The sequence below is a fragment of the Janthinobacterium sp. SUN176 genome, from assembly GCF_030587335.1.
GTDB classification, from domain to species: Bacteria; Pseudomonadota; Gammaproteobacteria; order Burkholderiales; family Burkholderiaceae_D; genus Janthinobacterium; species Janthinobacterium kumbetense.
In genome coordinates this window covers 2,153,073-2,164,607 of the sequence record NZ_JAPWIA010000001.1, presented here as the reverse complement: position 1 = coordinate 2,164,607, position 11,535 = coordinate 2,153,073, and the positions used below count along the sequence as shown (strand labels likewise).

General features: G+C 64.8%; 10 protein-coding genes. 6 read left to right on the top strand and 4 right to left on the bottom strand.

What is annotated here, in order from left to right:
* Positions 1-64: 64 nt before the first annotated feature.
* From O3299_RS09810 to O3299_RS09785, 6 genes are all read left to right on the top strand, one after another.
* Complete coding sequence (locus O3299_RS09810) at positions 65-652, top strand: TetR/AcrR family transcriptional regulator (RefSeq protein WP_289897516.1); 588 nt, start codon at positions 65-67, stop codon at positions 650-652.
* 97 nt (positions 653-749) lie between these two features.
* Positions 750-1,100, top strand: coding sequence for a VOC family protein (locus tag O3299_RS09805; protein ID WP_099667498.1), 351 nt, complete (start codon positions 750-752; stop codon positions 1,098-1,100).
* A 182-nt stretch (positions 1,101-1,282) separates the two neighbouring features.
* Positions 1,283-2,473: an acyl-CoA dehydrogenase family protein gene (locus tag O3299_RS09800; protein ID WP_305062194.1), complete on the top strand. Its 1,191-nt coding sequence runs from the start codon at positions 1,283-1,285 to the stop codon at positions 2,471-2,473.
* Positions 2,474-2,489: 16 nt separating this feature from the next.
* Positions 2,490-3,635 (top strand): acyl-CoA dehydrogenase family protein, encoded by a 1,146-nt coding sequence (locus O3299_RS09795; RefSeq protein WP_305062193.1) that lies wholly within the window; start codon positions 2,490-2,492, stop codon positions 3,633-3,635.
* Positions 3,632-4,129, top strand: coding sequence for a MaoC family dehydratase (locus O3299_RS09790; protein WP_099667501.1), 498 nt, complete (start codon positions 3,632-3,634; stop codon positions 4,127-4,129). Before O3299_RS09795 ends, O3299_RS09790 begins: the two co-directional genes overlap by 4 nt.
* Positions 4,122-4,577 (top strand): MaoC family dehydratase, encoded by a 456-nt coding sequence (locus tag O3299_RS09785; protein WP_251348291.1) that lies wholly within the window; start codon positions 4,122-4,124, stop codon positions 4,575-4,577. The genes O3299_RS09790 and O3299_RS09785 overlap by 8 nt, the downstream gene beginning before the upstream one ends.
* 309 nt (positions 4,578-4,886) lie before the next feature.
* Here O3299_RS09785 and O3299_RS09780 read toward each other — a convergent pair whose 3' ends face one another.
* From O3299_RS09780 to O3299_RS09765, 4 genes are all read right to left on the bottom strand, one after another.
* Positions 4,887-5,810 carry a diguanylate cyclase domain-containing protein gene (locus O3299_RS09780; protein ID WP_099667505.1) on the bottom strand — a complete coding sequence of 308 codons (924 nt, stop codon included), beginning with the start codon at positions 5,808-5,810 and terminating at the stop codon, positions 4,887-4,889.
* Complete coding sequence (locus O3299_RS09775) at positions 5,807-10,246, bottom strand: PAS domain-containing protein (RefSeq protein WP_305062192.1); 4,440 nt, start codon at positions 10,244-10,246, stop codon at positions 5,807-5,809. Before O3299_RS09775 ends, O3299_RS09780 begins: the two co-directional genes overlap by 4 nt.
* A gap of 265 nt (positions 10,247-10,511) precedes the next feature.
* Entirely contained in the window at positions 10,512-10,874 is a 363-nt protein-coding gene (locus O3299_RS09770; protein ID WP_305062191.1) for a YgiW/YdeI family stress tolerance OB fold protein, read from the bottom strand.
* Positions 10,875-10,901: 27 nt separating this feature from the next.
* Positions 10,902-11,474, bottom strand: coding sequence for a prepilin-type N-terminal cleavage/methylation domain-containing protein (locus O3299_RS09765; protein WP_289897521.1), 573 nt, complete (start codon positions 11,472-11,474; stop codon positions 10,902-10,904).
* Positions 11,475-11,535 lie beyond the last annotated feature (61 nt).

The window sequence follows — 11,535 nt, the reverse complement described above, 5'->3', positions numbered from 1 at the left end:
AATAGTATATATACATACGTAATGAATGTAAATAATCATACGCTGCGTATGTAAGGAGAGAGCAATGGTTCGTCGCACCCGTGTGGAAATGGAAGAAACCCGCGCATCGTTGCTGGCCACGGCCCGCAAAGTGTTCAGCGAGCGCGGCTATGCCGACACATCGATGGACGACCTGACGGCGCAGGCAGGGCTGACGCGTGGTGCGCTGTATCATCATTTCGGCGACAAGAAGGGCTTGCTGCTGGCCGTGGTGGAGCAGCTCGACGCGGAAATGGATGGCCGCCTGCAAGCCATCTCCGATAGCGCCGCAGACTCGTGGGAAGGCTTTCGCCAGCGCTGCCGTGCCTATCTGGAAATGGCCCTGGAGCCGGAAATTCAGCGCATCGTCTTACGCGATGCCAGGGCGGTTTTAGGCGGCGCCTCACCGGATTCGCAGCGCCATTGCCTCGAATCGATGCAAGGGCTGATCCAGCAGCTGATTCAGCAAGGCATCGTGGTCGACGCTTGCCCAGAGGCATTGGCTTCGTTGATCTACGGCAGCCTGGCAGAAGCGGCGTTCTGGATCGCAGACGGTGACGAAGGCAATGCGCGCCTGATAAAAGCAATCGCGGCTTTGGAATTGCTGCTGCGGGGGATGTTGCTTCAAAGGTAATTGTGTACAGTGGCAATCTCGCCAGAAGCGGACACGTCTGGAGACGTGGATGACGATATTGAGCAGGGTTGGACTTATATAGACATGGAGGAAAAATATGCAAGTCAAGCGTATCGTTGCAAATTTCCCGGCGTCGGATCCGGGCCTGGCGCGGACTTTTTACGAGGACGTGCTGGGTCTGAGCCTGTTGATGGACCATGGCTGGATCATGACGTATGGTTCGCAAAGCGAGATGAGCGTGCAAGTGAGCTTCGCGACGCAAGGCGGCTCGAACACCGCTGTGCCCGATCTTTCCATAGAAGTCGATGACGTGGATGCCGCATTGGCACGCATGCGTGTGGCGGGGTTTCCCATTGAATATGGTCCTGTCGATGAACCTTGGGGTGTCAGGCGGTTTTTCGTGCGCGACCCTTTCGGCAAGCTCATTAATATCCTGTCGCACATATAGGCGAAGTGCCTGCGGCAGCAGGCAATCAATTCCGCCCGCTTCCCTTGCGCGCCAGCCTTTGTAAAACCCCTGGCGCCGCTCCCAATCTGTTGTACAATCCTTGAGAACGGTCGTGCTTTTTTGTGCGCTGAGCTTCCTTGCGTGCAGTCATCACGGCAACCGATAAGAACAAGGAGACAGACATGGACCTGCATTACACGGCCGGGGAGACGGCGTTCCGCGACACGGTGCGCGCCTTCCTCGACACCCATTTGCCGGCGGACTTGCAGCGCAAGGTGCGCCAGCATCTGCGCCTGAACCGCGACGATTATGTGCGCTGGCACAAGATTGTTGCAAAGCAAGGCTGGGCCGCGCCGGCCTGGCCTGTCGAACATGGCGGCACGGGCTGGACGGCCGTGCAGCGCCACATCTGGGAAGACGAGTGCGCGCGCGCCGCCACGCCGCCCATCCTGCCATTCGGCGTCAACATGGTGGCGCCCGTCATCATGGCCTTCGCCAACGCCGAACAGAAAGCCTATTATCTGCCGCGCATCCTCAACTGCGACGACTGGTGGTGCCAGGGTTATTCCGAGCCGGGCGCCGGTTCCGACCTCGCTTCCCTGAAAACCACGGCCCAGCGCGACGGCGACCATTACATCGTCAACGGCCAGAAAACCTGGACGACCCTGGGCCAGCACGCGGACATGATCTTTTGCCTGGTGCGCACGGATAGCACGGTGCGCAAGCAGGAAGGCATCAGTTTCCTGTTGATCGACATGAAAACGCCGGGCATCACCGTGCGTCCCATCATCATGCTCGATGAAGAACATGAAGTGAACGAAGTCTTTTTCGACAACGTGCGCGTGCCCGTCAGCAACCTGGTCGGCCAGGAAAACAAGGGCTGGACATACGCCAAGTATCTGCTGGGACACGAGCGCACGGGCATCGCCGCCGTGGGCCGCTCCAAGCGCGAATTGACTTTCCTCAAGCAGCTTGCCATGCAGCAAACCAAGCGCGGCGCGCCGCTGCTGCACGATCCCGCCTTCGCGGCCAAGGTCGCTACCCTGGAAATCGAATTGATGGCGCTGGAAATGACGGTCTTGCGCGTCATCAGCGACGAAGGCAAGGGGCCGGGACCGCAGGCGTCGATGTTGAAGGTGCGCGGTTCGGAACTGCAGCAGCAGCTGACGGAACTGATGGTGGAAGCCATCGGCCCGCAAGCCTTGCCCTTCGATCCCGCTTTCCTCGATGGCAGCGCGCAGCACAGTGCCGCCGGCGACGACCTGGCAGCGCCCTTGGCCGCGTATTACTTCAATTACCGCAAGACATCGATCTATGGCGGCTCGAATGAAATCCAGAAAAACATCATCACGCAGATGATCCTGGGCCTGTAAGCCAGAAGGAGACGACATGGACTTCCAATTCAATCAGGAACAGCAGCAATTCGCCGACGCGCTCCGGCGCTGGGTCGACAAGGATTACTCGTTTGAAACGCGCAAGCAGATCGTCCACTCGGCCACGGGCGTCTCAAGCGCTGCCTGGGCCACCCTGGCCGAGCTGGGCATGACGGCCTTGCCGCTGCCGGCCGCGGCGGGCGGCTTCGACGGCACGGCCGTGGACATGCTGCTGGTGATGCAGGAACTGGGGCGCGGCCTCGTGGTCGAACCGTATTTCGCCACCATGCTGGGGGCGCGCTTCCTGACCCTGGCGGGCGGCCACGACGCCGTGCTGGAGCAGGTTGCCGGCGGCAGCCTGAAGCTCGCCTGCGCGCTGGGCGAACGCCAGTCGCGCCACGATTTACATGACATCGCCACCACGGCAACCGCCAGCGGCGATGGTTTCGTGCTGGACGGCGAGAAAACCGTCGTGCTGCACGGCGCGCAGGCGGATTCCCTGATCGTTTCCGCGCGCAGCGGCGGCGGCCAGGACGGCACGGATGGCATTTCGCTGTTCCTCGTGCCTGTGGATGCGCCGGGCGTAACCGTGCGCGACTGCCGCACCATCGACGGCCAGCGTGCCGCCACCGTCACCCTCGTGCAAGTGGTGCTGGGGCATGACGCGCTGATCGGTCAGGCGGGGCAGGGCTGGGCCGTGCTGGACGCGGCCGTCGATTACGGCGCCGCCCTGCTGTGCGCGGAAGCCGTGGGCGCCATGGACGCCATCTTCGCCGCCACGCTCGAGTATCTGAAAACGCGCCAGCAGTTCGGTGCGCCGATCGGCAAGTTCCAGGCCTTGCAGCACCGCATGGCCGACATGTTCATCCACCTGGAGCAGGCGCGCTCGATGGCCATGCTGGCCGCCGCCAAGGTCGACAGTGCCGACGCGGCCGAGCGGCGCCGCACGGTGTCCGCCGCCAAGGCGAGGGTGGGCCTGGCCGCCACCTTTGTCGGCCAGCAAGCCGTGCAGTTGCATGGCGGCATGGGCGTGACGGACGAATTGCCTGCCGCCCACCATTTCAAGCGCCTCTCCATGATCGCCCTGACCCTGGGCGACGTGGAGCACCACATCGAACGCTTTATCGCCCAGCCGGGCTTCTTGCCGACGGAGACCGCATGACCGCATTGACTGGAATCAAACCCAAGCACTGGTATTTTGAAGATTTTACGCAAGGCCTGGAAATCGACCTGGGCCAGCGCCACGTGACGGAACGGGAAATCATCGCCTTCGCCACGGATTTCGATCCGCAGCCGTTCCACGTCGACCATGCGGCCGCCGAAAAAACCATCTTCAAGGGCGTCATCGCCAGCGGCTGGCACACCTGCGGCATGATGATGCGCCTGGTGGTGGATAACCTGCTCAAACACTCGTCCAGTATGGGCTCGCCCGGCCTGGACAGCATCCGCTGGCTCAAGCCCGTGCGTGCGGGCGACACCTTGCAGCTGACTTACCAAGTCAAGGAAGTGCGCCCATCCACGTCGAAACCGGACCGCGGCATCGTCATTTCCGTATGGAGCGTGCGCAACCAGCACGGCGAAGTGGTGACGACGGTGGAGGGCATGGGCATGTTCGGCCGCCGCCCGGCGGAGCCAGCGGAGCAACACCATGCGTGATATCGCCGGCATCGCCGGTTTCCAGGCCCTGGCGGGACAGCACGTGGCCGTTTCCGACTGGCTCACCATCACCCAGCAGCGCATCGACACCTTTGCCGACGCGACGGACGACCATCAGTGGATCCACGTCGACGCGGAGCGCTGCGCGCGCGAGTCGCCCTACGGCTGCACCGTGGCGCACGGTTTTTTGACCTTGTCCTTGCTGCCCGCCATGCTGCAGGGTGCCTTGCACATGGCCGGCATCCGCATGGCCATCAATTATGGACTCAACAAGGTGCGCTTCCCCGCGCCCGTACCCGTGAACAGCCGCCTGCGCGCGCGCCTCGACATCCTCTCCGTCGACGACTTGCCGGAAGGGGCGCAAGTCAACTGGGCCGTCACCATGGAGCGGGAAGGCGACACGAAACCTGTGTGCGTGGCGGAGTTTTTGATGCGCTGTTATCCCTGAGCAGCAAGTTGAACCCGCTTCGCCGGCCGGCAGGCAGTCGTGCGCTTCTGCGCGTACGCCAGGTGTACGCTGGTGGCGCGCCGGCGTTTTCCGGCGAAGGAGGCGATGATGTCCAACAAGGCAAACAGTGGAAATAGCGGCGCTGGCAAGGGCGCCACGGGCAGCGGCAAGGCGGCCGCCGGGGGCAGCGGCGCTACGGGCAGAGGTCCTGGCCCGGGCAATGCGGGCGGCTGGCCCAGCACGACGGGACGGCCATCGGGGACCAATCGTTCCAATGCCGCGCCGGCAAGGGGCCGCTAGCCTGCCCGCTCACTCCTCTTCCGACGCGCAATACCTGTCCCGCCCCGTATGCTTGGCGCGGTACAGCAGGGCGTCGGCGGCGCGGATCAGGGTGCTGGGGTCCATGCCTTCCGTGGGCATGACGCTGGCCATGCCCAGGCTGACGGTGACGTGCGGGCCGACGCTCGATTTGGCGTGCGGAATGTCCAGCGCGCGCACTTCGTCGAGGATGCGCTGGGCCACCACTTCGGCGCCGTCGCGCGTTTCCTGCGGCAGCAGGATGATGAATTCCTCGCCGCCATAGCGCGCCAGCAGGTCGGGCGGGCGCACGGCGCAGCGGCGCAGGGCGGCGCTCACCTGCTGCAGGCACAGGTCGCCCGCCTGGTGGCCGTACGTATCGTTGTAATCCTTGAAATGGTCGATATCGGCCATGATGATGGCCATCGGCACGCCGTCGCGCGCGCAGCGCCGCCATTCGCTGTCCATCGTGTCGTTGAAGCTGCGCCGGTTGGCCACGCCCGTGAGCGAATCCGTCAGCGACAGTTCGCGCATGGCGTCGGCCTGCCGCTTGATGGTCAGCTGGCTGCGCACGCGGGCGCGCACGACGGCCGCGTTGAACGGTTTCGTGATGAAATCGACGGCGCCCGCTTCCAGCGCCCGCGTCTCGTCCTCGGGCTGGTTCAGGGCCGTGACGAAGATGACGGGAATGGCGCTCAGCAGGGCCGATTCGCGCAGCGCGCTGCACACGGCGTAGCCATCCATGCCGGGCATGACGGCGTCGAGCAGGATCAGGTCCGGCAGTTGATTATGCGCAATTTCCAGCGCCTTCACACCGCTGAGGGCGAACAGCACGTCGTGCTCTTCGCGCAGCAGCTGGTGCAGGATCTGGATGTTTTCCATGGCGTCATCGACGATGAGGATGCGCCCGTTCATGGCAAGGTTGGTCCAGCTCACTTGTTTTCCTCTCGTTTCAGCTGATCGAGCACGAGTTCTTCCGCCTCGGCAAAATTCAGCGTTTCAATCGCATGTGCCATCGCCAGCGCCGCTTCCCGGTCTGACTGTTGCAGGGCGGGGTGCAGCGCGTGAAATTGCGCCAGCGCTTTCAGGTTGTTGTTGCGGATCAAGACCAGCAATTCGGCCAGGCCGGCGTGCAGGTCGACGGGCCCGCTGCCGGGCGCGGCCGCCGCCGGCTGGCTGCGCCGCAGGGGCGAAGGCAGGGTGCGCGCCGCTTCGATGACTTCGGCCATCGCCTGTTCCAGGCGGCCCAGCATGGCGGACGTGGCGTGCGATTGCCCCGTTTTCAGTGTTTTCTCCGTCTCGGCGGCCAGGCTGGCGATCTGCGTGGCGCCCAGGTTGGCCGCCACGCCGCACACGCGGTGCAGCAGCTGCGCCGCCTGCTGCGCCTGGCCGGCGGCCAGCAGGCGGCGCGTTTCCTCGACGGCGTCGCCTTGCGAATTCTCAAAGCGCTTGAGCAGGGCCAGGAAGGCGCCGTAGTCGCCGCCGAAGCGGTGCAGGGCCGCCGCCAGGTCGATGCCGGGCACCGTGGCGGGCAAGTCCAGCGTCCGCGCGACGGCATCGGCTGCCTGCACGGCGCTGTCGCCACCCAAGGGCGCCGGCACCAGCCGGGTCAGCGTCTGTATCATCTCGTCGACATCGATGGGCTTGGCCACATGCGCATTCATGCCGCTGGCGATGGCGCGCAGGCGGTCTTCGTCCATGGCATTGGCCGTCATGGCGATGATGGGCAAGTCCGGCAAGCCCAGGGCGCGGATGGCCAGGGTGGCGTCGTAGCCGTTCATGACGGGCATCTGCAAATCCATCAGCAGCACGTCCCAGGCGTCCGGCGTGCTGGTGAGCAAGTCGACGGCCAGCCGGCCGTTGGCGGCCACGGTCACGCGCGCGCCCGAATGCAGCAGGATGTATTGCGCCACTTCCTGGTTGATTTCATTGTCTTCCACCAGCAGCACGCGCATGCCTGTGAGCAAACCCGACAAGGGCGTGGACACGGGCAGCGCCGAAGGCGTGCTGCGGCCTTCGCGCACGGCCGTCACGGCCGCCAGCAGGCGCGCCGGGGTGGCCGGCTTTGAAACGATGCCTGCCAGCATCAGGCTGTCGGCCAGGCGTTCGAGGTTTTCGCTATCCTGGTCGGCCACCAGCATGATCACGGGCGGCAGTACCAGGCGTTCGTCGGCGCGCGCCTCGGTGAGCATGGAAATGCCATCCATGCCGGGCATGGCTGCGTCGAGCAGCACCAGGTCCGCCGGCGGCCCGCCGCTGCTGTGGGCGCGCAGCAGGGCCAGGCCGGCCGCGCCGCTGTCGGCGCTGCGGCTGTGCCAGCCCTGCGCCGCGCACCACTCTTCCAGCATGGCGCGCACGCTGGCATTGTCGTCGATGATCAGCAGCGACTGGACCCTGGGCGCGCTCTTGCCGGGCGGCTCGGGCGGCGGCGCCACCTTGTCGAAGCGGCAGCGGAAGCGGAAGTCGGAGCCCTTGCCCAGCGTGCTTTTCACGCTGAGGGTGCCGCCCATCAATTCCACCATGCGCCGGCAGATGGCCAGCCCCAGTCCCGTGCCCCCATATTTGCGGCTGGTGCCGCTGTCGCCCTGGGAAAACGCGTCGAAGATGCGTTCCTGCTCGGCCGCACCGATGCCGATGCCCGTGTCGCGCACGGAAAATTCGAGGGTGGCGCTGTCCGCATCCTCGGCCACCTTGTCGATCGACAACACCACTTCGCCATGCGAGGTGAACTTGACGGCGTTGCCCATCAGGTTGATGAGGATTTGCTCCACGCGCAGGGCGTCGCCGATCAGTTCATCCGGCACGCCGGGGGCGAGCACGAACACGGGTTCCACGCCGCGCGCCCAGGCGCTGCTGGCCAGCAAGACGCCCACGCTGCCCAACATGCGTTCGAGCTGGAAGCGGCGCTGTTCCAGCACCATCTGTCCCGCCTCGATCTTGGAAAAATCGAGCACGTCATTGACGATATTGAGCAGCGACTGCGTCGCCATCTGGATCTTGCCGACATAGCTGCGCTCGCGCCGTTCCAGCGGCGACTCTTCCAGCAGGCGCGCCAGGCCGATGATGGCGTTCATCGGCGTGCGGATTTCATGGCTCATGTTGGCGACGAATTCGCTTTTCGCGACGCTGGCGGCCTCGGCCTTGTCACGCGCGCGCACCATCTGCTCGTTGAGTTCATGCAGGCGCAATTCCGTGCGCTTGAGTTCGGAAACGTCCGAGGCCAGCACGAAGAAGCCGCGCACGCCGCCGCCGTCGTCGAAATCGGGGATGTAATTGGTCCACGTGTGGCACACCTGGCCGCCGGGATCGAGCAGGTCGCGCTCGAAGCTTTGTGGCCGGCCCGCCAGCACGCCCTCCACGTGGGGCGCATACACGTCGAACAGTTCCTGCCCCAGCAATTCGCTCATGTGGATGCCGGCCAGCTCGGCGCTGCTGCGGCCAAACCATTCGTTATAGAATTTATTTGCAAATCGGCAACGTAAATCGGCGCCCCAGTACGACACCATGCCGGGCAGGTTGTCGGTGACGGTGCGGATGAAGCGTTCGTTCTGTTCCAGGCGCCACGTGGTGGCGTGCAGCACCTCGGTGGCGCGCTTGCGTTCCGTGATGTCGATCGATACCCCCAGCACATGGCTGGCGCGCCCCGCATCGTCGCGCAAGACCACCTTGCGCGTGGTGAAGTGGCGCGTGGTGCCGTCGGCCGTATTGATCGCTTCCTGTTCGATTTCCACCATCTGCCCCGTGGCCAGCAGCTTGCGGTCGGCGCTGACGAAGGCGGACGCCTGCTGCGGCGGGAAGAAATCGTGGTCCGTCTTGCCCAGCAATTGCTCGCGCGAGCGCCCCAGGGTCAGTTCCGCGTGGCGGTTGACCATTTCAAAGCTCAGCTTGTCGGCGCGCTTGACGAAGACCATGGCCGGGATGTTTTCGATGATGGTGCCAAACAAGTGTTTCGAGCGGCGAAATTCCGCTTCGCTGCGCTTGCGCTCGCTAATGTCCAGCCACAGGCCCGATACGCCCAGCAATTGCTGTTCCGGGCCGAAGATCGGGTGGTACGAGACGATCCAGTGGCTCAGTTGCTCGCGCTGCCGGCCGCTGTGGCCATTCAATTCGATGTCGACGATGGGCTGTCCCGTCCCGAGCACCTGGCGTACGCAGCGTTCCACCTCCGCCCGCACGGCGTCGTCGAACAGCATGGCGCCCACGGGACGGCCCAGGTGCTGCGCCACGCTGGCCCCGTTGATGGCGGCCAGGTAGTGGTTGATCATGACAATGCGCAAGTCCAGGTCCACGAACAGCATGCCGATCGGCGCCGTCGCGTACACGGTTTCCAGCAGGCGCGTGGATTTCCCCAGGGCCAGCGTGCGCTCGGCCACCAGGCTTTCGAGCTGCGTGCGGTGACGCCGCAGGTCGCGTTCCAGCGCGCCCAGGGCGCTGGCCATGTCGGCCGATTCGCGGTCCGCATGCCGGTTCGAGAGCAGGGGTTTGCCTTGTGCCAGCGCATGGATCTGCTGCGTCAGTTCCTGCAGGGTGCTGGCCAGGCGGCCGCCCACGCGCCAGGCCAGGGCGAAGCCGGCGCCCAGCAGCAACGCCAGGATGAGGGAACCCGTGACTACCGAGCGCAGCAGGGCTTGCGCCACCGTGCTGGTGCGCATGGTGACGGCCACCGTCCAGGCGGCGTCCGGGGCGCGGCGAAAGCCCGTATAGACGTCGATGCCTTCCAGCGTGGCATGGCGCAGCACGCCTTCGCGCGCCTGGCGTATCTGTTCCAGCAGGGGCGCCGCGCTGCGCTGGCCCACATAGCGCTGCGGCGCCAGCGTGCGCGCCACGTTGATGCCGTCGGCATTGATGATGGCCGCGCCCAGGTAGGCTGGCAGGTGCAGCTCGCGCAGCAGCACGGCCAGGTAGTCGGGCGGGTACAGGGCCGTCAGCACGTAGGCGCTACCCTGGCTGCGCGGCAAGGGCAGGTTCAGGGCCAGCTGCGGCAGGCTGTCGGGCGCCTTGGTCAGGCTGGTCAGCCGCGGCTTGCCGGAGTCGCGCGTGCGCTCCATGCTGGCGGCCCATTTTTGCGGCAGGGGAGGCGGCGCCTGGCTGGCGGGCAGGGTTGTATTGATCAGCTGGCGGCCCTTGGCGTCGGAGACGATGAAGGCGCTGACGGCCAGGCCCGGCTGCAGCAGGCCGGCGGCCAGGGCCCGCAGGGCGCCGATGTCGTCCGCTTGCAGGGCGGGCGAGCCGGCCAGGATGCGCGCGGCCATCTGGGCGCCGTTCAAGTCGCGTTCGACGGCGGCGGCCACCGCGCGCGCCGCCTGCGCCGTTTCGCTGACGACATGGTCGCGTTCGCGCGTGTAACTTTGCGCCACAAGCAGGAGAAACACGAGCGCCGTCGGAATGACCCAGGCGAGCACCAGCCATGAAATTCTTGAGCGTATCGAAGGCAAATCTTGCACCCGGAAAGCTCCCAGAATGGATGAGTCGACAGGCAGGCTCACGCTGGCGCTGGCTGACCTTGAATGAAAAGATGCTAGACGAAATTGATTCTTCTGACAAGCCTAGTTTCTGGAATGGAAAAAAGGTTGCGCAAGGCATACAGAGGAGGGGGGAACGCCCATCCCGCCGTGGCGGCGGGATGGCAAGGCGGCTTTACGGCACCACGGTCAGCACGTCGACATCGATTTCCGGGCTTTCCATGAAATCTTTCTCCACTTCGCCGCGGATTTCCACTTGGGTCTTGGCGTCGACCTTGCGGTTCATGAAGACCTTGTCGTCGATGTCCACGCGGATTTCCGCCGTGCCGTCGGAGAACGTGTATTTCTCCTTGCCCACTTTGCGCAGCAAATGGCCGCGCAGCACGACGGCCTGGTCGTCGACGGGGTTTTTCAGGATGGCGGCCACGCTGCTGGGCGCGGCCGGGCCGGCCGTCGGGCCCACGTATTGGGCGTGCGCGCTGCCGGCCAGCAAGGCGCAGGCGGCCAGGGAGACGATGAGTTTGCGGTGCAGTGGCATGGTATTCCTTTGATAGTGACTGACGGCTCAGAAGAAGACGGCGGTGCGGGGGATGATAGCACCGGCATTGCCATAGGGCATGTTCGCCCGGACGCTGCCCGTGCTGGCCACGCCATCGTCGAGTTTGCTGTCGATCTGTTCCGCGTAGCTTTCGGGCAAGTTGTCGAAACGGATGCCGTTGCCGGCGCGGCCGCCCACTTCGTCGTTGTACAGGTAGACGGCGCCGCCCTGGGCGCTGGTCATGAATTGCGAGGTGCCGTTGAACGAGCCGGTGATGAAGCCGCCCAGGGCCAGGTGCTGCGGCGCCAGGGTGAATTCGCGCGGCTGGCCGTCGCCGATCTGGCCGTCGCCATTGCCGTTGCCGGCCGAATTGGGCACGTGCAGGGTGCCCTGCAGGTCGTCGCCGGGCAGGGCGCGGAATTTGTCCTGGTAGGCGTTGACGGCGGCCGTCAGCGCATTCGATTGCTGGATGATGTTTTTCACCTTGGCGCTGTCGATCAAGCCTTGCCCCTTGAGCACGCCGCCGAGCAGCAAGCCGATGATGACCAGGACGATGGCGATTTCTACGAGCGTAAAGCCGTGCTGGCGGCGTGGGAGCATGGGATTTCCTTGGAAAAAAAGTGCGACAGCTTGGGTTGGCAGTTTACTGCATTTGATGCCG

Bases quoted from the DNA above. Each gene is read 5' to 3' on its own strand.
- O3299_RS09795 (WP_305062193.1), top strand. From the start codon at position 2,490: ATGGACTTCCAATTCAATCAGGAACAGCAGCAATTCGCCGACGCGCTC.
- O3299_RS09790 (WP_099667501.1), top strand. From the start codon at position 3,632: ATGACCGCATTGACTGGAATCAAACCCAAGCACTGGTATTTTGAAGAT.
- O3299_RS09805 (WP_099667498.1), top strand. From the start codon at position 750: ATGCAAGTCAAGCGTATCGTTGCAAATTTCCCGGCGTCGGATCCGGGC.
- O3299_RS09800 (WP_305062194.1), top strand. From the start codon at position 1,283: ATGGACCTGCATTACACGGCCGGGGAGACGGCGTTCCGCGACACGGTG.
- O3299_RS09765 (WP_289897521.1), bottom strand. From the start codon at position 11,474: ATGCTCCCACGCCGCCAGCACGGCTTTACGCTCGTAGAAATCGCCATC.
- O3299_RS09810 (WP_289897516.1), top strand. From the start codon at position 65: ATGGTTCGTCGCACCCGTGTGGAAATGGAAGAAACCCGCGCATCGTTG.
- O3299_RS09785 (WP_251348291.1), top strand. From the start codon at position 4,122: ATGCGTGATATCGCCGGCATCGCCGGTTTCCAGGCCCTGGCGGGACAG.
- O3299_RS09770 (WP_305062191.1), bottom strand. From the start codon at position 10,874: ATGCCACTGCACCGCAAACTCATCGTCTCCCTGGCCGCCTGCGCCTTG.